Annotated in this window: 21 protein-coding genes; 14 read left to right on the plus strand and 7 right to left on the minus strand. The window is 72.9% G+C overall.

Annotated features, from left to right (window positions below; all coding sequences use genetic code 11):
- The first annotated feature begins 19 nt into the window (after positions 1-19).
- From ABS41_RS00115 to recO, 4 genes are read left to right on the plus strand one after another with little or no spacing between them, the layout of a single operon-like run.
- On the plus strand, positions 20-397 hold the full coding sequence (locus tag ABS41_RS00115; RefSeq protein ID WP_290588636.1) for a DUF4845 domain-containing protein: 378 nt from the start codon (positions 20-22) through the stop codon (positions 395-397).
- Positions 394-1,050: a ribonuclease III gene (rnc, locus tag ABS41_RS00120; RefSeq protein ID WP_290588639.1), complete on the plus strand. Its 657-nt coding sequence runs from the start codon at positions 394-396 to the stop codon at positions 1,048-1,050. Before ABS41_RS00115 ends, rnc begins: the two co-directional genes overlap by 4 nt.
- Positions 1,047-1,958 carry a GTPase Era gene (era, locus tag ABS41_RS00125; protein ID WP_290588642.1) on the plus strand — a complete coding sequence of 304 codons (912 nt, stop codon included), beginning with the start codon at positions 1,047-1,049 and terminating at the stop codon, positions 1,956-1,958. Before rnc ends, era begins: the two co-directional genes overlap by 4 nt.
- Positions 1,959-1,961: 3 nt before the next feature.
- The gene (recO, locus tag ABS41_RS00130; RefSeq protein ID WP_290588644.1) at positions 1,962-2,675 is read left to right on the plus strand and encodes a DNA repair protein RecO; all 714 of its coding nucleotides are present in this window, start codon (positions 1,962-1,964) and stop codon (positions 2,673-2,675) included.
- Between the two features lie 6 nt (positions 2,676-2,681).
- On the opposite strand, the gene ABS41_RS00135 is transcribed toward recO, so the two are convergent.
- Entirely contained in the window at positions 2,682-3,332 is a 651-nt protein-coding gene (locus tag ABS41_RS00135) for a response regulator (protein WP_290588646.1), read from the minus strand.
- 47 nt (positions 3,333-3,379) lie between these two features.
- Between ABS41_RS00135 and ABS41_RS00140 the strand changes: the two genes are divergently transcribed.
- From ABS41_RS00140 to ABS41_RS00180, 9 genes are all read left to right on the plus strand, one after another.
- Positions 3,380-5,404: a hypothetical protein gene (locus ABS41_RS00140; protein WP_290588649.1), complete on the plus strand. Its 2,025-nt coding sequence runs from the start codon at positions 3,380-3,382 to the stop codon at positions 5,402-5,404.
- 31 nt (positions 5,405-5,435) lie between these two features.
- Positions 5,436-6,035 carry a YdbL family protein gene (locus tag ABS41_RS00145; protein ID WP_290588652.1) on the plus strand — a complete coding sequence of 200 codons (600 nt, stop codon included), beginning with the start codon at positions 5,436-5,438 and terminating at the stop codon, positions 6,033-6,035.
- Positions 6,036-6,092: 57 nt separating this feature from the next.
- Entirely contained in the window at positions 6,093-7,412 is a 1,320-nt protein-coding gene (gene rlmD / locus ABS41_RS00150) for a 23S rRNA (uracil(1939)-C(5))-methyltransferase RlmD (RefSeq protein ID WP_290588655.1), read from the plus strand.
- 14 nt (positions 7,413-7,426) lie between these two features.
- The gene (locus tag ABS41_RS00155; RefSeq protein ID WP_290588658.1) at positions 7,427-7,930 is read left to right on the plus strand and encodes a CYTH domain-containing protein; all 504 of its coding nucleotides are present in this window, start codon (positions 7,427-7,429) and stop codon (positions 7,928-7,930) included.
- On the plus strand, positions 7,930-8,940 hold the full coding sequence (gene nagZ, locus ABS41_RS00160) for a beta-N-acetylhexosaminidase (protein WP_290588662.1): 1,011 nt from the start codon (positions 7,930-7,932) through the stop codon (positions 8,938-8,940). Before ABS41_RS00155 ends, nagZ begins: the two co-directional genes overlap by 1 nt.
- A gap of 1 nt (position 8,941) precedes the next feature.
- Positions 8,942-9,487 (plus strand): hypoxanthine-guanine phosphoribosyltransferase, encoded by a 546-nt coding sequence (locus ABS41_RS00165; RefSeq protein WP_290588665.1) that lies wholly within the window; start codon positions 8,942-8,944, stop codon positions 9,485-9,487.
- 2 nt (positions 9,488-9,489) lie between these two features.
- Positions 9,490-10,233 carry an S-methyl-5'-thioinosine phosphorylase gene (locus tag ABS41_RS00170; protein WP_290588668.1) on the plus strand — a complete coding sequence of 248 codons (744 nt, stop codon included), beginning with the start codon at positions 9,490-9,492 and terminating at the stop codon, positions 10,231-10,233.
- 99 nt (positions 10,234-10,332) lie between these two features.
- A complete protein-coding gene (locus ABS41_RS00175; RefSeq protein WP_290588671.1) occupies positions 10,333-10,536 on the plus strand; it encodes a cold-shock protein in 204 nt (67 codons plus the stop codon).
- A gap of 63 nt (positions 10,537-10,599) precedes the next feature.
- Positions 10,600-11,817, plus strand: coding sequence for an NAD(P)/FAD-dependent oxidoreductase (locus tag ABS41_RS00180; RefSeq protein ID WP_290588674.1), 1,218 nt, complete (start codon positions 10,600-10,602; stop codon positions 11,815-11,817).
- 27 nt (positions 11,818-11,844) lie between these two features.
- Here the strand turns inward: ABS41_RS00180 and ABS41_RS00185 are convergent, their stop codons facing one another.
- The 5 genes from ABS41_RS00185 to ABS41_RS00205 form a co-directional block, all read right to left on the minus strand.
- A complete protein-coding gene (locus ABS41_RS00185; protein ID WP_290588677.1) occupies positions 11,845-13,608 on the minus strand; it encodes an ABC transporter transmembrane domain-containing protein in 1,764 nt (587 codons plus the stop codon).
- Positions 13,605-14,210 carry a YigZ family protein gene (locus ABS41_RS00190; protein ID WP_290588680.1) on the minus strand — a complete coding sequence of 202 codons (606 nt, stop codon included), beginning with the start codon at positions 14,208-14,210 and terminating at the stop codon, positions 13,605-13,607. Before ABS41_RS00190 ends, ABS41_RS00185 begins: the two co-directional genes overlap by 4 nt.
- Entirely contained in the window at positions 14,207-15,109 is a 903-nt protein-coding gene (locus tag ABS41_RS00195) for a hypothetical protein (RefSeq protein WP_290588683.1), read from the minus strand. The genes ABS41_RS00190 and ABS41_RS00195 overlap by 4 nt, the downstream gene beginning before the upstream one ends.
- An 8-nt stretch (positions 15,110-15,117) precedes the next feature.
- On the minus strand, positions 15,118-16,809 hold the full coding sequence (locus ABS41_RS00200) for a VWA domain-containing protein (protein ID WP_290588686.1): 1,692 nt from the start codon (positions 16,807-16,809) through the stop codon (positions 15,118-15,120).
- Between the two features lie 65 nt (positions 16,810-16,874).
- Positions 16,875-17,423, minus strand: a complete 549-nt coding sequence (locus tag ABS41_RS00205; RefSeq protein ID WP_290588690.1) for an RNA polymerase sigma factor — start codon at positions 17,421-17,423, stop codon at positions 16,875-16,877.
- A gap of 70 nt (positions 17,424-17,493) precedes the next feature.
- Here ABS41_RS00205 and ABS41_RS00210 point away from each other — a divergent pair, with 70 nt between their 5' ends.
- Positions 17,494-18,951 carry a diguanylate cyclase gene (locus tag ABS41_RS00210; protein WP_290588695.1) on the plus strand — a complete coding sequence of 486 codons (1,458 nt, stop codon included), beginning with the start codon at positions 17,494-17,496 and terminating at the stop codon, positions 18,949-18,951.
- On the opposite strand, the gene xseA is transcribed toward ABS41_RS00210, so the two are convergent.
- Complete coding sequence (gene xseA / locus ABS41_RS00215; protein WP_290588699.1) at positions 18,948-20,294, minus strand: exodeoxyribonuclease VII large subunit; 1,347 nt, start codon at positions 20,292-20,294, stop codon at positions 18,948-18,950. The two genes, ABS41_RS00210 and xseA, sit on opposite strands and share 4 nt — an antisense overlap.
- Between the last annotated feature and the right edge of the window lie 92 nt (positions 20,295-20,386).

The following is a 20,386-nucleotide window of genomic DNA, read 5'->3' on the forward strand; positions in this document are numbered from 1 at the left end:
GCCACCCGGGGGAGAGGACATGGTTCGCAAGCCGCACGGCATGACGCTGATGAGTTTCGTGATGGTGCTGATCGTCGTGGGCTTCTTCGCCCTCGTCGTGATGAAACTGTTCCCGATGTACAGCGAGAATTTCAACCTCAAGGGCGTGATGAAGGAGTACGCGGCGCAGCCGAACTCCGCCTCCATCCCGCCGGCGCAGATGCACACCGACCTCAATCGTCGCTTCGGCATCGCCTACGTTTCGTCGGTGAAGAAGGAGCACATCAAGCTCGTGCGCGAGGGCGGCGTGAGCAAGCTCAACATCGCCTACGAGGTGCGCGTGCCCTTGTTCGGCAACCTCGACGTGGTGGGCAAGTTCGACCACACGGTCGATCTGACGGGTCGCCCGGCCGAGTGACGGATCGGATCGGCCACCGCTTCCGATCCACCGAACTGCTGCAACAGGCCCTCCGGCACCGCAGCGCGGGTTCGCCGCACAACGAGCGCCTGGAATTCCTCGGCGACGCCCTGGTCAACCTGGTCGTCGCCGAAGCCCTTTACGAACGCTGGCCCAAGGCCGACGAGGGCACGCTCACGCGTGCCCGCGCCAGCCTGGTGCGCGAGTCCTCGCTGGCCGAGATCGCCCGCGCCCTGGGCCTGGGCGACCGCCTCGAGCTGGGCCCGGGCGAGATGAAGAGCGGCGGACACCGCCGCGACTCCATCCTCGCCGACGCCGTCGAGGCCATCGTCGGCGCCATCCACCTCGACGCCGGTTTCGAGGCCTGCCGCGCCGCCGTGCTGCCCTGGTTCGAGCCCGGCCTGGCCGAACTGCCCACCGGCAAGGCCGAAAAAGACCCCAAGACCCGCCTGCAGGAATGGCTGCAGGCGCGCCAGCGCGCGCGCCCGGCCTACCGCCTGGTCGAGACCCTGGGCGACGAGCATGCCCGGGTGTTCCGCGTGGCCTGCGAAACCACCGATCCGGCGCACGAGGCCTTCGCCGAAGGCAACTCGCTGCGCGCCGCCGAACAACTCGCCGCCGAACGCGTGCTGGCGATGCTGGAGAGCAAGTGAGCCACGACGCCACCCCCGACACCCCGTTCCGCGCCGGCACCGTCGCCGTGCTCGGCCGCCCGAACGTGGGCAAGTCCACCCTGGTCAATGCCCTGGTGGGCGCCAAGGTGAGCATCGTTTCGCCGCGCCCGCAGACCACCCGGCACCGCCTGCTGGGCATCGCCACCTTCGGGCATGGCCAGCTGCTGCTGGTGGACACCCCCGGCATCCACCGCGAGCAGAAGCGCGCCATGAACCGCATGATGAACCGCGCCGCGCGCGGCGCGGTGGAGGGCGTGGACGCGGCGGCGCTGGTGATCGAGGCCGGCCGCTGGACCGAGGAGGACGGCCTGGCCTACTCGGCGCTGCGGCAGTCGGGCGTGCCGGTGGTGCTGGTGGTGAACAAGGTCGACAAGCTGGCCGACAAGACCGCGCTGCTGCCCTTCATCGCCCAGATCACCCACGAGCGCGAGTTCGCCTCGGTGCACCCGGTGTCGGCCATGAAGGGCAAGGGCCTGGAGGCGCTGGTCAAGGACCTGATCTTCCTGATGCCGGAATCCGAGCCGCATTTCGGCGAGGACGAGATCACCGATCGCAGCGAACGCTTCCTGGCGGGCGAACTGGTGCGCGAGCAGCTGATGCTGCGCCTGGGCGAGGAGCTGCCGTACTCGACCACGGTCGAAATCGAGAAGTTCGAGGAAGACGGCGAGCTGCTGCGCATCGCCGCCGTCGTCTGGGTCGAGCGCGAGGGCCAGAAGCCGATCGTCATCGGCAAGGGCGGCGAGCGCATGAAGGCCATCAGCACTGGCGCGCGCATCGGCATGGAGAAGCTGTTCGGCCGCAAGGTCTTCCTCGAGACCTGGTGCCGCGTACGCGAGGGCTGGTCCGACGACGAGGCCGCGCTGCGGCGTTTCGGTTATTCGGACTGAACCATGCGCGTGCTCGCGCAGCCCGCCTACGTGCTGCACGCGCGCCCCTGGCGCGAAACCAGCCTGATCGTCGAATTGCTCACCCGCGACCACGGCCGGGTGGGCGTGGTCGTGCGCGGCGTGCAGGGCGCCAAGCGCCATCCGCTGCGCGCCGCACTGCAGCCGCTGCAGCACCTGCGCGCTGATTTCCTGCCGCGCGGCGAGCTGGCGCGCCTGCTGCAGGCCGAAGCGGTGGACGCGGCGCCGCGCCTGGCCGGCGAGCCGCTGATGGCGTCGTTCTACGTCAGCGAGCTGCTGGTGCGGCTGGTGCCGCGCCAGGATCCTTCGCCCGAACTCTACGAGCGCTACGGCGAGCTGCGCGCCGCCCTGGCCGACGCCGATGGCCTGGCCTGGCAGCTGCGCCGCTTCGAGCGCGACCTGCTCGAGGTGCTGGGCTACGGCCTGCCGCTGGACGAGGCCGAGGACGGCGAGGCCATCGACCCGGCGGCGCGCTACCGGCTCGACGCCGAGCGCGGCGCCATCCGCGACCGCAGCCATGCGCCCGGCTCGACCAGCGGCGCCGCGCTGCTGGCCCTGGCCGCGGACCGTTGCCCGCCGCCCGAGCAGCTGGCCGAACTGCGCGGCGCGCTGCGCGGCGTGCTGGCCAGCCACCTTGGTGCGCAGGGCCTCAAATCCTGGGGCCTGCTGTCGGAGCTGGCGCGGCTCGGCCGCGACTGAGGCCGCTCAGGCCTCGCCAAGCAGGCGCGCGCAGCAGTCCTCGAAGCCGGCCAGCGCGCCGGCATCGCCGGGCTCCGCGTGCAGCGCGCGCACGGCGGCCAGCAGGGGCAGGGCGCCGACGAAACCGCAGCTGGCCTTGAGCCGGTGCAGCACCGCGCGCGCCGGCGCGTGTTCGCCGGCGGCGCAGTGGGCGGCCACTTCCCGTCGCTGCGACGGCAGTTCGGCCAGGAACAACGCGCGCAGCTGCGCCAGCGCCGCCGGCTGCCCGGCCACCGCGGCCAGTCCGGCGGCCTCGTCCCAGGGCGGCAGCGCCCCGGGCGGCAGCACCGCCGCCACGGCGCGGCGCAGCGCCGCCAGTTCGATCGGTTTGGCCAGCACGCGCAGGAAGCCCGGCGCCACGGCGCCGTCGTCGGCACTCAGGGCCAGGGCCGGCGTGGCCAGCCCGTCCGCACGCAGCCCGGCCAGCAGGTCCTCGCCCCGGCCGTCGGGCAACTGCAGGTCGAACAACCACAGCGAATGGCCGCCGGCGCGCGCCAGGCCCGCTGCTTCGGCCAGCGTCGCCGCGTGGTCCACCGTGGCCGGCAGCGCGGCCAGGCCCGCCGCCAGGGTGGCGGCGCTGACCGGGTCGTCCTCGAGCAGCAGCAGGCGGGGGTTCATCGCGATTCCCGTTTGATGGCCATCGACTAGGCACTATGCTGGCCAGCATGCGGCGAGCGTTCCGACCCGGCAAGATCCTGTGCGGCCTGCTGCTGATCGTGGCGGCGCTGCCGCTGCAGGCGCGCGTGCTGCGCATGGACGTGGACGTGCTGCGCTCCGGCGCCGCCACCGCGCAGGGCTTGCGCGTGCAGCTCGACTGGCCCGAGGGCGCGGCCACCGGCGAGCTGCGGCTCGAGGCCGAGCGCATCGAGATGCCGGCGCTGGGCCACGTGCACCGGCGGGTGAGCTGGCAGTGTCCGCTCGAACGCAGCGCGGACCCGGGCTGGAAGTGCGAAGGCAGCGTGCGCTCGGCCGCCGGCGGCGGCACGCTGGCCCTTTCCCTCTCCAGTGCGCAGATCGAAGCCGTGCTCGCCGCGTCCGGTGCGCGCGTGCGCTACGACTGGCAGGCCGCCGCGCCCGACCTGCACCGCGTGGACCTGCGCGCGGTGCCGGTGGCCTGGCTCGAGGCCTTCCTGGCCTCGGTCTGGGAAGCGGGGCAGTGGAGCGACGGCCAGCTGGCGGGCCGCGTCGACCTGCAGCTGCCGGCCAATGCGCCGCTGGCGGTGCAGACCGACCTGCAGCTGTCCGGGGTCGGGCTCGAAACGCCCGACGGCTGGCTGGCCGCGGCGGGCATGCAGGGTCGCCTGCGCCTGGATTATCGCGAGCGCGCCGGGCAGCCGGCCGTGGACGTGCGCTACGAGGCGCGTGGCGGCGAGTTCCTGGTCGGCAGCCTGTACGTGCCGCTGCCGGAAACGCCGGTGGCGGTGGACGTGCAGCTGCGCGGCGAAGCGGGTGGCTGGCAGGTTCCCGCCTTCGCCTGGCGCGACGGCGGGGTGCTGCAGGCCAGCGGCTCGGCCCGTTTCGACGCCGCCGGCGAGGTATCGGACTTGCGCCTGTCGATGGCGCTGGGCGAACTGGCCACCGCCCGCGACCGCTACCTCAGCGGCTACCTCGCGCCGGCAGGTTTCGCCGACCTGGTGCTCAGCGGGCAAGCGAGCGCCGAGATCGACCTGCGCGCCGGCGAGCTCCAGTCCCTCGCACTCGGCCTCGGGCAGCTGACGGCCATCGATCCGCGCCAGCGCTTCATCCTCGCCGGCGCGCAGGGCGACCTGCGCTGGACCGCGGCCGCCGGGGCCCAGCCCGGCTTCCTGGCCTGGGACCGCGGCGCCCTGTTCGGTATCGGCCTGGGCGGGGCGCGCATGGGCTTCACCAGCGCCGACGGCCAGCTGCGCCTGGTTTCGCCGGTGGATATCCCGGCGCTGGAGGGGCGGATCCGCCTCGACCACCTGCGCTGGCAGCCGCCCGGGGGCGGGCAGGGCACGCGTTTCCAGCTCGGCGCCACGCTCGAGGAGCTCGACCTCGGCAGCCTCTCGCAGCGCCTGGGCTGGCCGCCGTTCACCGGCACCCTGGGCGGCCGCATTCCCTCGGCGCGCTACGAGGGCAACGTACTCACGCTCGACGGTGGCCTGGCCATGCAGGTCTTCGGCGGCACGGTCTCGCTGTCGGAGCTGGTGATGGAGCGCCCCTTCGGCGTGGCGCCCACGCTTTCGGCCGACGTCGGCATCGAGGACATCGACATGGAGCCGATGACCGAGGCCTTCGGCTTCGGATCGATCACCGGCCGCATGGACGGCCGCATCAGCGGCCTGCGCATGGTGGACTGGTCGCCGGTGGCCTTCGACGCCTGGCTGGGCTCGGACCCGGCCTGGAAGGGCCGGCGGCGCATCAGCCAGCGCGCGGTCGAGGACATTTCCAAGGTCGGCGGCGGCGGCGGCCTGATGGGCGGCCTGCAGGCGCAGGCGCTGCGCCTGTTCGACGACTTCCGCTACGCGCGCCTGGGCCTGGGCTGCCGGCTGCGCGACAACGTTTGCGCGATGTCGGGTGTCGGTTCAGCCGGCGATGGCTATACCATCGTCGAAGGAGCCGGCCTGCCGCGCATCCAGGTGGTGGGGTTCCGCCGCCGCGTCGACTGGCCCACCCTGGTGGCGCGCCTCGTGGCCGCCACCGAGGGCCAGTCCCCGGTCATCGATTGACGCAATGAAGGAGAGCGAAATGGGCATGGACATGAAACGTTGGCTTCTGGCCCCCGCGCTTGCGCTGGGCGTGTTCACGCTGGGCGCCTGCGTGACCATCAACGTGTATTTCCCGGCGGCCGAGGCGCAGCAGGCGGCCGAGGAGTTCGTCGAGAAGGTGCTGGGCGAGGACGGCAAGGCCGCGCCAACCGACGGCAATCCGCGCGCCCAGGCGCCGGCGACGCGCCGCGGCTTCAACCCGCTCTCGCTGCTGATCGGCGAGGCGCACGCACAGCAGGCCGACATCACCATCCGCACGCCGGCCATCCAGGCGATCCAGGACCGCATGGCCGCGCGTTTCCAGTCGTCCCTGCAGGCGCACTTCGACTCGGGCGCCATGGGCTTCGGCCGCGACGGCCTGGTGGTGCTGCGCGATCCCTCGAAGGTGGCGCTCAAGGACCGCGTGGCCGTGAACCAGCTGGTGGCCGACGAGAACCGCGACCGCAACGCGGTCTATCGCGAGATCGCCGTGGCCAACAACCACCCCGAGTGGGAGCAGCAGATCCGCGAGACCTTCGCCCGCCAGTGGGTGACCAGCGCCCGCGCGGGCTGGTGGTACCAGGCCAGCGACGGCACCTGGAAGCAAAAATAAAGCACCCGGAGCGCGGATTTGCGACAATCCGCGCCCCTTTGTTTCCCTGGCGTCACCGTGGCCCGTACCCGACTCAAGCAGCGCCCCCCGTTCCAACTGCAGATCACCGACCTCAGCCACGATGGCCGCGGCGTCGGCCGGCGCGAGGGTAAGGCGATTTTCGTCAGCGGCGCGCTGCCGGGCGAAACCGTGATGGTCGAGCAGACCGGCCGCAACCGCCACTTCGACGAGGGCCGCGCGCTCGAGGTGCTCGTCGCCTCGCCCGACCGCGTGCCGCCGCGCTGTCCCCACTTCGGCACCTGCGCCGGCTGCGTGCTCCAGCACCTGTCCGAGCCGCGCCAGATCGAAGCCAAGCACGGCGTGCTGCTCGACAACCTCAAGCGCATCGGCCACGTCGAGCCGGCCCGCGTGCTCGAGCCGCTGACCGACGTGGCCTGGGGTTATCGCCGAAAGGGCCGCTTCTCGGTGCGATTCGTCGAGAAGAAGGGCAAGGCGGTGGTGGGCTTCCGCGAGACCAACCCGCGCTTCGTCGCGGACCTTTCCACCTGCCACACGGTGATTCCCGCCATCGCGGAGAAGATCCCGGCGCTGGGCGCGCTGGTCGATTCGCTCGACGGCAAGCGCACCTTGCCTCAGATCGAGTTCATCGCCGGCGAGCAGGGCGTGGCCCTGGTGTTCCGCCACCTCGAGCCGCTGTCGGACGACGACCTTGCACGCCTGGTGGCGTTCGCGAAGGACAGCGGCTTCGCCGTGTTCCTGCAGCCCGGCGGCATCGAATCGGTGCGGCCCCTGTGGCCCGAACAGGTGGAGCTGTCGTTCGCGCTGCCGCAGTGGGACCTGCACCTGGGCTTCCGGCCGCTGGACTTCATCCAGGTCAACGCCGGGCTCAACGACAAGATGATCGCCAAGGCCATCGAGCTGCTCGATCCGCAGCCGGGCGATCGCGTGCTCGATCTCTTCTGCGGCCTGGGCAACTTCACCCTGCCGCTGGCGCGCCGCGCCGGCCAGGTGGTGGGCGTCGAAGGCGAGGCCGGCCTGGTGGCCCGCGCCCGCGAGAACGCCGCGCGCAACGGACTTGCAAACGTCGAATTCCACGCCGCCGACCTGGCCAAGGACCTCGGCGGCGAGCCGTGGATGAAGGCCGGCTTCGACAAGCTGCTGCTCGACCCGCCGCGCGCCGGCGCCGCCGAGGTGCTGGCCCAGCTGCCGCTCAAGGGCATCCACCGCATCGTCTACGTGTCCTGCCACCCGGGCTCGCTGGCCCGCGACGCCGGTTTCCTGGTGCGCGAGCGCGGCTACCGGCTGGTGGCGGCCGGCGCGATGGACATGTTCCCGCAGACCGCGCACGTCGAATCGATCGCGCTGTTCGAGAAATAGGACCAGGGGCCGCCATGGGCATCGAGATCGAACGCAAGTTCCTGCTGGCCGGCGACGGCTGGCGCGCGCAGGTGGTGAAGTCGGTGCGCATGGCCCAGGGCTACATCAACGACATGGCCGCGATGCGCGAAGGCCGGCAGAACGCCTCGGTGCGGGTGCGCATCGCCGGCGACGCGGCCTTCCTCAACCTCAAGTCGCGCGAGCTGGGCAGCACCCGCCAGGAGTTCGACTACCCGATCCCGGTGGCCGACGCCGAGGCGCTGCTGGCGCTGTGCGTGGGCGGCCGCATCGACAAGGTGCGGCACTACGTGCAGCACGAAGGCCACACCTGGGAAGTGGATGAATTCGCCGGCGACAACGCCGGCCTGGTGGTGGCCGAGCTCGAGCTGGCCAGCGCCGACGAGGCTTTCGCGCGCCCGGCCTGGCTGGGCCGCGAGGTGACCGAGGAGCTTCGCTACTACAACCTGGCGCTCGCCGAGCGCCCGTATTCGCGCTGGAACGCGCAGGAGAAAGCCTGATGCTGGTGGTGGGAATCAGCGGCCTTGAACTGACGGCCGAAGAGCGGGCGTGGTTGCAGCACCCGGCGGTGTCGGGCGTGATCCTGTTCAAGCGCAACTTCGCCTCGCGCGGGCAGGTGGCGGCGCTGTGCGCCGACATCCGCGCCACCGCGCCGCGCCCGCAGCTGCTGTGCGTGGACCAGGAGGGCGGGCGCGTGCAGCGCTTCCGCGAGGGCTACGCCGAGCTGCCGGCGCTCGAGGGCTTCGGCAAGCTCTACGCCGCCGACCGCGACGCCGCGCTGGCGCTGGCCCGCGAGCACGCCTGGCTGATGGCCAGCGAAATCCTCGCCACGGGCCTGGACCTGAGCTTCGCGCCGGTGGTGGACCTCGGCCGCGGCAACCTGGCCATCGGCAACCGCGCCTTCGACGCCGACCCGGGCATCGTGGCCGACTTCACCCGCGCCTATGTCGCCGGCATGCACGAGGCCGGCATGGCCGCCACGCTCAAGCACTTCCCGGGCCACGGCTCGGTGCTGGAGGACACCCACTTCGACGACGCCGTCGACCCGCGCCCGCTGGCCGAGCTGCAGGCGCTGGACCTGGTGCCTTTCGCCGCCGGCATCGCCGCCGGCGCGCCGGCGGTGATGATGGCGCACGTGAAGTACCCGGCCGTGGCCCCCGAGCCCGCCGGCTACTCGCCGCGCTGGATCCGCGAGATCCTTCGCCGCGACATGGGTTTCGGCGGCATCGTCTTCAGCGACGACATCGGCATGGCCGCGGCCGAATCCGCCGGCGGGGTGAAGGCGCGCATCGACGCCCACCTCGACGCCGGCTGCGACGTGGTGCTGGTCTGCGCGCCGGCCCTGGTGGCCGACTCGCTGCGCGCCGTCGACGACCGCCCGGCGCCGCCGGCCGCGCTGCTTTCGCCGCTGATGGCGCGCACCACGCTGGCCTGGGACACCCTGCTGGCCGACGCACGCTACGATGGGGCGCGCGCCGCGCTGCGACGCCTCGAGCAAGGAAACGCCTGACATGTCGCCCGAACTGAGCACCGCCCTGGCCAACTCCGACCGCCTGTTCGAACAGGCCGAACTGGAAGCGGCCATCGACCGCATCGCCGCCGACATCGACCGCGACTACGCCGGCGGCGAGCGCCCGGTCTACCTGACCGTGATGCACGGCGGCCTGCTGTTCGCCTCGCGCCTGGCGCTGGCGCTCAAGACCGACCTGGAGTTCGACTACCTGCACGCCACCCGTTACCGCGGCGCCACCACCGGTGCCGGGCTGCAGTGGCTGCACCGCCCGGCCACGCCGCTCAAGGGCCGGCGTGTGCTGGTGGCCGACGACATCCTCGACGAGGGCCACACGCTCAAGGCCATCGTGCAGTGGTGCCGCGAGCAGGGCGCCACCGAGGTGCGCGTGGCCGTGCTGGCGCTCAAGCTGCACGAGCGCCGGGTCGAAGGCATCGCCGCCGATTACATCGCGGTGGAGGTACCCGACCGCTACGTCTACGGCTACGGCATGGACTTCCACGAGCAGGGCCGCAACCTGCCCGCCATCCTCGCGCTCAAGGATTGAACATGGCCGCCATCGACCTCGCCATCATCGGTGGCACCGGCATCTACAAGCTGGCCGCGCTGCGCGATCCGCAGGCCATCGAGGGCGACACGCCCTGGGGCCGGCCCTCGGGCCCCGTGCGCGTGGGCACGCTGGCCGGCCGCCGCGTGGCCTTCCTGGCCCGCCACGGCGAGGGCCACGCGCTGCCGCCGCACCGGGTGAACTACCGCGCCAACCTCTGGCAGCTCAAGCACCTCGGCGCCACGCGGGTGCTGGCGGTGAACACCGTCGGCGGCATCACCGAACGCTACGGCCCGCAGGTGCTGGGCCTGCCGGACCAACTGATCGACTACACCTGGGGCCGCGCCTCGAGCTTCTGGGACGACGAAGGCGGCGAGCTGCTGCACGTGGATTTTGGCGACCCCTACACCCCCTCGCTGCGCGCCGCCGTGCTGGCCGCGGCCGGCCGGGCCGGCGTGCCGCTGGTGGACGGCGGCTGCTACGGCGCCACCCAGGGCCCGCGCCTGGAAACCAAGGCCGAAATCGCCCGCATGCGCCGCGACGGCTGCGACCTGGTGGGCATGACCGGCATGCCCGAGGCCGGCCTGGCCCGCGAACTCGGCCTGGACTACGCCTGCCTGGCCATCGTGGCCAACTGGGCGGCCGGCTGCGGCGACGCCGGCGAGATCACCCTCGGGGAAGTGCTGGCCAACGTCGAGGCCGCCTCGGCCGGGCTGCCGGCGCTGCTCGACGCCCTCCTGGGGTGATTGTCAAGCGTTTTGCCCTTGTTCATACTCGAAGCGTGCACGCGGCCGGGGCACCGGAACACGGGGCACGACTGTTCTTCCAGTATGTGAGGTCACCACATGAGTTTCGGCACCGTGAAGTGGTTCAACGACGCCAAGGGCTTCGGTTTCATCGCTCCCGAGGACGGCAGCGCGGATGTGTTCGTGCATTTTTCCGCCATCGCCGCCAAGGGCTTTCGCTCGCTGCAGGAAGGCCAGCGCGTGAGCTTCGAGGTCGTGCAGGGCCCGAAGGGCGCCCAGGCCTCCAACGTCACCCCGGCCTGAGCAAAGCCAACGTCGTACCCCGAAGCCCCGCCCCGGCGGGGCTTCGTTTTTTGGGAGCCCCGGATGCCCACGCTCGACATCGCCATCGTCGGTTACGGAAGCGGCGGGCAGGCCGCCGCGCTGGCGCTTTCGCGCGACGGCCACCGGGTCGAGGTGTTCGAGCAGGCGCCGCGGCTGCGCCCGGTCGGCGCCGGTTTCCTGCTGCAGCCCACCGGGCTGTCGGCGCTCTGGCAGCTGGGGCTGCTGCCGCAGGTGCTGGCGCTGGGGCGGCGCGTGGACCGTCTGTACGGCGAAAACGAGACCGGCCGCGCCGTCATGGACATGCGCTACGAGGGCCTGGACCGGCGCCTGTTCGGGCTGGGCCTGCAGCGCGGCGCGCTGTTCGAGGTCCTGCGTGATGCCTGGCCCGGGGCTGGCGAGGTCCGCACCAACTGTCGCATCGCGGGCACGGAAGACGACGGTCGGGTGCTGGTGGATGCCGAAGGCCGGCGCCACGGGCCTTACGACCTGGTCGTCGCCGCCGATGGCGCGGCGTCCGGCCTGCGCGCCGGCGTGGGCGAAGCGCGGCTCGATCGCGCCTATCCTTGGGGTGCGCTGTGGTGCCTGGTGCCCGAGGCGGCCTGGCCCTGGGGCCACGAACTGCGCCAGCGCTACCGCCGCGCCCGCGAAATGGCCGGCATGCTGCCGGTGGGCACTCGCCCCGGCGACGCCACGCCGCGCCTGAGCTTCTTCTGGAGCCTGCCCGCCGCGGCGCTGGCGCAGTGGCCCGACGGCGACCTCGCCGCCTGGAAGGCCGGCGTGTCGCGGCTGTGGCCGGAGCTCGAGCCGATGCTCGGGGGCGTCACGGAGGCACCGATGCTGGCCAAGGCGCGCTATCGCGACGCCATCCCGCGTGCCTGGTCGAAAGGCCGGCTGGTACTGCTGGGCGACGCCGCGCATGCGATGAGCCCGCAGCTGGGCCAGGGGGTGAACATGGCACTGCTCGATGCGCTGGCATTGCGCGATGCGTTGCGCGGCGATGGCAGCGTCGAGTCCGCGTTGGCGCACTACGGCGCCACGCGACGCGCGCACGTGGCCGTTTACCAGTTCTGGAGCCGCTGGCTGACGCCGGTGTTCCAGTCCGACCGCGACCTGGTGGCACGCCTGCGCGACCTGGCCTTCCTGCCGCTGGGTCGTTTGCCCGGCGGCCGCGGCCAGATGCTGCGCGTGCTCGCCGGTACCCAGCGCGGCTGGCTGGGCCGCCTGCACCTGCCGGCGGGTTTCCTCGACGCGCTGGGCTGAGCGCATCGGCGGTCGCGGACGCGGGGCTCAGCCCGCGTGCTGGTCGAACTGCAGGCGCGCGAGTTCCGCGTACAGGCCGCCTTGCGCCAGCAGCTCGGCGTGGGTGCCCTGGGCGACGATGCGGCCCTTGTCCATCACCACGATGCGGTCGGCCTTGAGCACGGTGGCCAGGCGGTGGGCGATCACCAGGGTGGTGCGGCCGCGCATCAGGCGTTCGAGCGCCTGCTGCACGGCGCGTTCGCTCTGCGCGTCCAGGGCGCTGGTGGCTTCGTCGAGCAGCAGCACCGGCGCGTCCTTGAGCAGGGCGCGGGCGATGGCCAGTCGCTGCTGCTGGCCGCCGGACAGGCGCGCGCCGCGCTCGCCCAGCTCGCTGTCGTAGCCCAGGGGCAGGGCCGAGAGGAACTCGTGCGCCTCGGCGCTGCGCGCGGCGGCCTCGATGTCCGCCTCGCTCGCGTCCAGCCGGCCGTAGCGGATGTTCTCGCGGGCGGTGGTGCCGAAGATCACCGGGTCCTGCGGCACCAGCGCCACCTGGGCGCGCAGGGCCACCGGGTCGAGCCGGCGCAGGTCGTGGCCGTCGAGCGTGATGCGGCCCGATTCGGGGTCGTGGAAGCGCAGCAGCAGTTGCAGCACCGTGCTCTTGCCGGCGCCCGAGGGGCCGACCAGCGCCACCGTCTCGCCGGGCTGGAGCTCGAGGCTGAAATCCTCCAGCGCCGGCGCGTCGGGGCGGGTGGGGTAGTGGAAGACCACGTTCTCGAGCACGAGCTGGCCGCGAACGGGCGTGGCCAGCGGCTCGGGCGCGTCCACGCGCGCCAGCACCGAGCGCTCGCCCAGCAGCTCGCCGATGCGCGCCATGCCGCCCGCCGCGCGCTGCACTTCGGCCCAGACCTCGGCCAGGGCACCGACCGAACCGGCGCCGATGAGCGCATAGAGCACGAACTGGCCGAGGGTGCCCGGCGTCATCGCGCCGGCGATTACGTCGCGGGCGCCGACCCAGAGCACGGCGGTGATCGAACCGAACACCAGCACGATGACGATCGCGGTCAGCGCCGCCTGCAGCCGGATGCGCTTGCGCGCCGCGCCCAGCGCCACCCGCACCGCCTCGTCGAAGCGGCCGGCCTCGTAGCCCTCGCGGGCGTAGCTTTGCACCGTGTGCATCGCGCCCAGGGTCTCGCCGGCGCGGGCGTTGGCGTCGGCCACGCGGTCCTGGGCGGCCTTGGCCACCGCGCGCACGCGCCGGCCCGAGAAAGCCATCGGCAGCACGATCAGGGGGATGCCCAGCAGCACGAACAGCGCCAGCCGCGGGCTGGTGACCGCCATCATCACCGCACTGCCCAGCACCGTGATGCCGCTGCGCAGGGCCACCGACATGCTCGAGCCAACCACGCTGCGCAGCAGCTCGGCGTCGGCCGACAGGCGCGAGAGCAGCTCGCCCGCGCGGGTGCGCTCGAAGAAGGCCTGGTCGAGCGAGAGCAGGTGCTCGTAGAGCGCGCGCCGCAGGTCGGCCACCACCCGCTCGCCGAGCAGGGTGACGAAGTAGAAGCGCGCCGCCGTGGCCAGCGCCAGCACCACCGCCACGGCCAGCAGCAGGGCGAACCAGCGGTCGACCGAACTGCCGGCGGCGAAACCCTGGTCGATCATGTGCCGCACCGCCACCGGCAGCGCCAGCGTGGCGCCTGACGAGAACACCAGCGCCGCCAGCCAGGCCGCCAGTAGCCCGCGGTGCGGCCGCAGGAAGGGCAGCAAGCCGCGCAGGGAGGTGACGGGCGGCTTCTCGGCCGGGCTTTCGCTCATGGATCGGGGGTCTCGACGGGATGCAGGCTGGCGGCGCCGCGGCTCAGGTCGCGCAGGCGCGAGGCCAGCAGGGCCACATTGTAGTCCGGCACGCGCAGCTGCAGCCGCAGGCCGTGCTCGTCGAAGCGTTCGTCGAGTTTCCGCGCCGACAGTGCGTCGAGCAGGCCGTGCACCGCGCCGGCCAGTTCGAAGCCGCAGGCCAGCGTGAACGCCTGGTAGCGAATGATGTCGCGGCGCGGCGCGGTGCGCAGGCATTCGGCCGCGGCGCCGCCGTAGGCGCGCACCAGGCCGCCGACGCCGAGGTTGGTGCCGCCGTACCAGCGCGTCACCACCACCATCACTTCGTCCAGGCCCTGGCCTTCGATGGCCGCCAGGATGGGCCGGCCGGCGCTGCCGCCCGGTTCGCCGTCGTCGGAGCTGCGGTAGTCGGCGCCGATGCGGTAGGCCCAGCAGTTGTGCGTGGCCTGCGGGTCGGCCACCTCGCGCAGCCAGGCCAGGGCCTGCGCCGGTGATTCGACGTGCACGGCGCGTGCGAGGAAACGGCTGCGCCGGGCCTCCAGTTCGTGGCTGGCGGGCCCGGCCAGGGTTTGTGCCGCGCTCACTGTTTCAGCAAGGCCAGGTCGTCGGGTATCGCGAACCCGGGATGGGTGCGCTCAAGGCGCAGCAGGCTGGCGCGTGCGCCGGCGCGATCGCCCTGGCGCAGGCGCTCGCGGATGCGCTCGAGCCAGGCCTCCGGGGCCAGCGCGGCATCCTCGTCCACCGGCGGCAGCGGCATGGCCTTCGCGGCGCCGGCAGCGTCCAGCGACTGCGCAGCGGGTGCAGGCGTGGCCACGGGCGCCGGCGGCGCGGGCGGGGCCGCGGCCATCGGTGCAGGCGCCGGCAGGGGCTCCGCCACGGGCGCGGCCTCGGCCACCGGCGGCGGCGCCATCGCGCGACGCGAGCCGGTCACCTCGACTTCCTCCAGGCGCTCGGCCTGTGCACGCTCGGCCGAGTCCTGCTGCAATTGCTGGTCCATCGCGGCGCGGGCCTGCGCCTTGGCCGACTCGATGCGGCGCTCCCGCGCGGCGGCTTCGTCCATCACCTCCGGTGCCGGCGCCGGTGCGGATGCGGCCGGTGGTTCCGCGAAGGCCGGCGGCGGCGGGGGAGGCGGCGGCACCGGCAGGGCTTCGGCCGGCGGCGGGGGTGGCAGCGGCGTGGCCACCGGTTCGCCCGGGTTTTCCACCGGCAGGCCTTCGGGCAGGCCGGACGCCTGTTCCGGGCGCAGCTGCAGGCCGATGCCCACCGCCAGCACCGCCGCGGCCGCCGTGCCGATGGCCCAGCCGGGCAGCCGGCGCTTTGCGCGCGCCGGCCGCTGCGCCGCCGCGGCGTTGCGGGCCGCCGCCAGGATGGCGGCGTCCACGCGTGCCGACGGCTCGCCCGCGGGCAGCGCGTGCAGCACCCGGGCCAGGGCGGCTTCGTCGTCCTGGAGCGGGGGCTGGTGCGGGTCCTGCGGGTGGGACATCGACGTGCTTACTCCTGGTTGACCTGCGCCGGCTGGTTGCCGGAGAGGCTGCGGGCCTGGGCGACGAGCTGGAGGAACTCGCCCCGGTAGCCCCACGGATCTTCGCCACGGGCGCCGCGCGCCAGGGCTTCGACCTGGTCCCAAGTGTAGCCGTTGGTGTTGCGGCCACCGCGCAGCAGGTCGGCATAGGCCGCCACCGCGGCGGCGAAGCGCAGGCTCTCGCCGGCCTCGCGCCGGAGCTGGCGTCGCGTCACCGGCTGCTCCACCAGCACGCTGCTGTCGCTGCCGGGCTGCTTGTAGCGCAGCTTGAGGAAGGCCAGTTCCTGCGCCTGCGGTGCCGTCGCGGGCGCGGCGGCATAACGCAGCGGGTCGCTCGACTCGCAGCCCATGCCCACCAGGCACAGCTCGTAGATCGCGGTCACGTCGTGGCCCGCGCCGATCTCGCCGGCGTCGACCTGGTCGTTGTTGAAGTCCTCGCGCGCCAGCTGGCGGTTCTCGTAGCCGACCAGGCGGTACTCGGCCACCTGCGCCGGGTTGAACTCGACCTGGATCTTCACGTCGCTGGCGATGGTGAGCAGGGTCGAACTCAGTTCCTCGACCAGCACCTTGCGCGCTTCCATCAGGTTGTCGATGTAGGCGTGGTTGCCGTTGCCCACGTCGGCCAGGCGCTCGGCCAGCGCGTCGTTGTAGTTGCCCCGGCCGAAGCCCAGGGTGGTGAGCGCGATGCCGTCCTTGCGGCCGCGCTCGACCCGCGTCTCCAGCGCGCGCGGGTCGTAGATGCCCACGTTGAAGTCGCCGTCGGTGGCCAGGATGATGCGGTTCACGCCGCCCTCGACGAAGCCCTGCTTCGCCATGGCATAGGCCAGCTCGATGCCTTCGCCGCCGTTGGTCGAGCCGCCGGCCGAGAGCTTGCCCAGCGCATCGAGGATTTCGCCGTGGCGGTCGCCCGGCGTGGGCGGCAGCACCAGGCCGGCGCTGCCGGCGTACACGACGATTGAAACGCGGTCCTGCGCGCGCAGGCGCGGCACCATCTGCCGGAAGCTGTCGCGCAGCAGCGGCAGCTTGTCGGGCGATTCCATCGAGCCCGAGGTGTCGATCAGGAACACCAGGTTCGAGGCCGGGATCTGTTCGCGCGGCACCTCGTAGCCCTGCAGGCCCACCTGCATCAGCACGCGCCTGGCGTCCCAGGGCGCGGGCGCGAGCTCGGTGCTGATGCGGAAGGGCTGGCTGCGGTCGGCCGGGCCGGGGTAGCCGTAGTCGAAGTAGTTGATCATCTCCTCGACCCGCACCGCGTCCTTGGGCGGCAGCTGGCCGTAGGAGAGCATGCGGCGCACGTTGCTGTAGCTGCCGGTGTCGACGTCGATGGAGAAGGTGGACACCGGCTGCTCGGCCGTGCGCACGACGGTGTTGTCGTCGAAGGCCGCGTAGTTCTCGGTATTGGGTTCGGGCGCCGGCATCACCGGCATGGCCATGGGCGCGGGCGGCGGCGGGGGTGCCATCACCGGCGCGGGCATGCCCACCGGGGCGCCCTGGGCCATGCGGACGCGGCTGCCGGTGACTTCGAGCCGCTGGTGCTCGTACGCAGCCGCGTCGGCGCTGGCCTGGGCCTCGGCGGCCTCCCGGGCGGGCTCTTCGGCCACCTTGTGGGCGCAGCCGGCGGCGATGGCGAGGGCGAGGGTGCTCAGGACGAGTTTGCGCATGGTGGGGCTCCGGTTGGGTTGGGCCCTGGCATGAACGCGCCGGGCGGCGGGACGGGGTTGCCGGCTCATGGCCTGAGCCTCGCGCGCAGCTTGTCCATCGCGTAGCGCAGCCGTGATTTCACCGTTTCGCGGCCGGCGCCGGTGATCTCGCCGATTTCCTCCAGCGTCAGCTCCTGCTCGAGCCGCAGCAACAGCACCTCGCGCTGTTCGGGCGGCAGCTCCTCCAGCGCCAGCTGCAGGCGGCGGCGCTCTTCGAAGGCGGAGAGCGCGCGCTCGGGCGTGTCCGGGTCGGGCAGCTGCTCGGCCAGTTCCTTCGCGTCCTCGGGGGCATCGGGCCGGTGCGACTTCGCGCGCCAGTGGTCGGCCAGGCGGTTGTGGGCGATCTGGTGCAGCCAGGTCCCGAACTTCGCCTCGGGCCGGTAGCGCTCGCGCGCGGCGATCACGCGCTGCCAAACGTCCTGGAACAGCTCCTCGGCCAGCGGGGCGTCGCGCAGCTGGCGCTGCAGGTGCCGGAACAGGCGCAGGCGGTGGCGTGAGTAGAGCTCCTCGAACGCACCGGCGTCGCCGGCGGCGAAGGCCAGCATCAAGGCTTCGTCGGTGGGTTCGGCCTGCATCGGCCCCAGCCTAAGGCCTTTCACGCGGGCCGGGAAGCGGTGCCGCGGCCGGCGTTGTAGAGTGGCGTGGATGCGCGCCGGTGACGACAGTCCGAACCCCCTGGGCGCCGAGGCCCCCGACCCGGCGGACAGCTGGTTGCGCCCGGGCCGGCCGATGTTCTTCGGCCTGCTGGTGCTGTTGATGGGCCTGTACTTCAGCATCAGCGCCGCCCAGCTCGAGCGCGACCGCTATGTGTCCGAACGCCGTTCGCGGGTGCAGGCCGAGCTGTCCGACTTCCGCGCGCGGCTCGAGACCCAGGTGTACGCCAACGTCGGCCTGGTGCGCGGGCTGGCGGTGCAGGTGGTGCAGCAGGAAGGCATGTCGCGGGCGTCTTTCCAGGCCATTTCCGCCGAACTCCTGCGTGGCCAGCCCGGTATCCGCAGCCTGAGCCTGGCTCCGGGTTTCGTGGTCACCGATGTTTTCCCGCGCGAGGGCAACGAGGGCGCCATCGGCCTGGACCTTTTCAACGACCCGGTGCAGGGCAGCGCCATGCGCCGGGCCGTGCAGGCCGACGAGCCGCTGCTGGCCGGCCCGTTCGAGGCGGTGCAGGGCGGGCGCGTGCTGGCCATCCGCATCCCGCTGTGGGTCGATCAGGACGGCGTGCCGCGCCTGTGGGGCGCGGTCAGCATGGTCCTCGATTACGAATGGCTGCTGGCCGAGGCCGGCATCAAGCCGCTGGAGAAGGACCTGCGCCTGAGCATCGTGGGCCGCGATGCCGCCGGCCCCGGCGGCGACATCGTTCGCGGCCTGCGCCTGCCGGCCGACTCGGGTGCGGTGCGCGTGCCGGCCTTCCTCCCCGGCGGCAGCTGGCTGATTTCGGCCGTGCCCGAGCGCGGCTGGGATGCGCGGCCATGGTGGCGAACCCCCGGCTTCCCGGTGCGCATCGTGCTCAGCCTGCTCGCGGCGCTGGCCACCACGCGCATCCTGCATGACCGCCAGCGCATCCGCCGGTTGGCCGGCATGGACGCGCTCACCAGCCTTCCCAACCGGCGCTGGGCGCTGCAGCACCTGGCGCGGCGCATCGCCCGCGGCCGGCGCGGCGAGAGCCGCTTCGCGCTGCTGAGCTTCGACCTCGATGGTTTCAAGCCGGTCAACGATACCTACGGCCACGCCGCCGGCGACCATCTGCTGGCCGAGATCGGCCGGCGCCTGTCCGAATCCCTGCGCCCCGGCGACGTGGTGGCGCGCATGGGCGGCGACGAGTTCCTGGTCATCGTCGGCATCGAGGACGGCACCGACGAGTCCTGGCTGCGCGCGGTGGCGGCGCGGGTGCAGTCGGCCATCAGCCGGCCGGTGCCGATCGAGGGCCATTGGGTGGTGGTGGGCGCGAGCATCGGCATCGCCTGCTTCCCCGACGACGGCGACGACTCGGAAACCCTGCTGCGCCGCGCCGACGAAGCCATGTACCGCGCCAAGCACGGCCGCGCCGACGGCGTGGCCTTCGCCGGCCCGCTGGCCCTCGGCACCCGCGGGGAACCCGGCGCCTAGTCGGCGTCGGGCTCGACGCGAAGGTGGAGTTCGCCTTCGGCGAGGCGGGCGCGCAGGCGGTCGCCAGGCGTGGCGTCGGCGGCGCGGCGCAGTACGCGGCCATCGGCCTGCCGGACGATGGCGTAGCCGCGGCCCAGGGTGGCCAGCGGGCTCACGCTGGCCAGTGCACGCGCCAGCCCGCGCAGGTGCAGCTGGTGTTGCTCGAGTCGGCGCGGCAGCGCGGCGTGCAGGCTGCGCGACAGCAGGGCGAGCCGGTGCGCATGGGCCTCGAGGCGGCGGCGCGGGTGGGCCTGGTCGAGCCGGCGCAGCAGCTTCGACAGCCGCTCGGCGCGGCGCGCGAGGGGCGTGCGCTGGGCCTGGTCGAGGCGCGTGCGCAGCGCCGCCAGGCGGTTGCGGCCGCGTTCGAGCCGCAGCTGCGGGCGCAGGGCCTGAAGCTTGAGGAAGGCCTGGTCCAGGCGCTGGGCCCGGGCCGTGGCCAGGCGTGCCTGCAGGGTGTCCAGCCGGCGCTTCTCGCTGCGCAGGCGCGCGGCCAGTTCGCCGGCGTCGGGCGCGATCAGCTCGGCCGCGGCCGAGGGCGTGGGCGCGCGCAGGTCGGCGGCGAAGTCGGCCAGGCTCACATCCACCTCGTGGCCGATCGCCGCCACCACCGGCACCGGCGAAGCGGCGATGGCGCGGGCCAGGGCCTCGTCGTTGAAGGCCCACAGGTCCTCGAGCGAGCCGCCGCCACGGGTGAGCAGCAGCAGGTCGTAGCGGCCGCTGGCGCCGGCGCGGCGCAGCATGTCGAGGATCTGCGCGGCGGCGCCGTCGCCCTGCACGGGCACCGGCAGCACCTCGGCCTCGAGCAGCGGGAAGCGACGGCCCAGCACGCTCAGCACGTCGCGCACGGCGGCGCCGCGCGGCGAGGTGATCACGCCCAGCCGGCGCGGGAAGGCGGGCAGGGGGCGCTTGCGGGCGGTGTCGAAGAGACCCTCGGCGGCCAGGCGGGCCTTGAGCTCCTCGAAGGCCCGGCGCAGCGCGCCCTCGCCGGCCTCTTCCATGTGGTCGAGCACCAGCTGGTAGTCGCCGCGGGCTTCGTAGAGCGTGAGCCGGCCGCGGGCCAGCACCTGCAGGCCGTCGCGCGGGGCGAAGCGCAGGCGCTGGGCATGGGTGCGGAACAGGGCGCAGCGCACCTGGGCGCGCTCGTCCTTGAGGGTGAAATAGGCGTGGCCAGAGGCCGGGCGCGAGAAGTTGCTGATTTCGCCCTCCACCCAGACCTGGGGAAAGCTGCCCTCGAGCAGGTCGCGCGCCAGCGCATTGAGCTGGGACGGTCGCAGGACCTGGCGTTCGCGGACGAGGGAGGACATGGCGTGCTTCGGGCTCGGCCCCACAGGATACCCCGCTGCGTTGCCCCGGGGGCTGGGGCCGGCCGCCTGCCCGGTCTAAACTGTCGCCAGTA

The organism is Arenimonas sp. SCN 70-307 (assembly GCF_001724815.1).
In the GTDB taxonomy this organism is placed as follows: domain Bacteria; phylum Pseudomonadota; class Gammaproteobacteria; order Xanthomonadales; family Xanthomonadaceae; genus Arenimonas.

Coding starts and splice junctions, on each gene's coding strand:
- recO (WP_290588644.1), top strand. CDS start 1,962: ATGCGCGTGCTCGCGCAGCCCGCCTACGTGCTGCACGCGCGCCCCTGG.
- ABS41_RS00200 (WP_290588686.1), bottom strand. CDS start 16,809: ATGCGCAAACTCGTCCTGAGCACCCTCGCCCTCGCCATCGCCGCCGGC.
- ABS41_RS00145 (WP_290588652.1), top strand. CDS start 5,436: ATGAAACGTTGGCTTCTGGCCCCCGCGCTTGCGCTGGGCGTGTTCACG.
- xseA (WP_290588699.1), bottom strand. CDS start 20,294: ATGTCCTCCCTCGTCCGCGAACGCCAGGTCCTGCGACCGTCCCAGCTC.
- ABS41_RS00140 (WP_290588649.1), top strand. CDS start 3,380: ATGCGGCGAGCGTTCCGACCCGGCAAGATCCTGTGCGGCCTGCTGCTG.
- ABS41_RS00185 (WP_290588677.1), bottom strand. CDS start 13,608: ATGAGCGAAAGCCCGGCCGAGAAGCCGCCCGTCACCTCCCTGCGCGGC.
- ABS41_RS00180 (WP_290588674.1), top strand. CDS start 10,600: ATGCCCACGCTCGACATCGCCATCGTCGGTTACGGAAGCGGCGGGCAG.
- ABS41_RS00195 (WP_290588683.1), bottom strand. CDS start 15,109: ATGTCCCACCCGCAGGACCCGCACCAGCCCCCGCTCCAGGACGACGAA.
- ABS41_RS00210 (WP_290588695.1), top strand. CDS start 17,494: ATGCGCGCCGGTGACGACAGTCCGAACCCCCTGGGCGCCGAGGCCCCC.
- ABS41_RS00135 (WP_290588646.1), bottom strand. CDS start 3,332: ATGAACCCCCGCCTGCTGCTGCTCGAGGACGACCCGGTCAGCGCCGCC.
- ABS41_RS00175 (WP_290588671.1), top strand. CDS start 10,333: ATGAGTTTCGGCACCGTGAAGTGGTTCAACGACGCCAAGGGCTTCGGT.
- ABS41_RS00155 (WP_290588658.1), top strand. CDS start 7,427: ATGGGCATCGAGATCGAACGCAAGTTCCTGCTGGCCGGCGACGGCTGG.
- ABS41_RS00115 (WP_290588636.1), top strand. CDS start 20: ATGGTTCGCAAGCCGCACGGCATGACGCTGATGAGTTTCGTGATGGTG.
- ABS41_RS00170 (WP_290588668.1), top strand. CDS start 9,490: ATGGCCGCCATCGACCTCGCCATCATCGGTGGCACCGGCATCTACAAG.
- nagZ (WP_290588662.1), top strand. CDS start 7,930: ATGCTGGTGGTGGGAATCAGCGGCCTTGAACTGACGGCCGAAGAGCGG.
- ABS41_RS00205 (WP_290588690.1), bottom strand. CDS start 17,423: ATGCAGGCCGAACCCACCGACGAAGCCTTGATGCTGGCCTTCGCCGCC.
- ABS41_RS00165 (WP_290588665.1), top strand. CDS start 8,942: ATGTCGCCCGAACTGAGCACCGCCCTGGCCAACTCCGACCGCCTGTTC.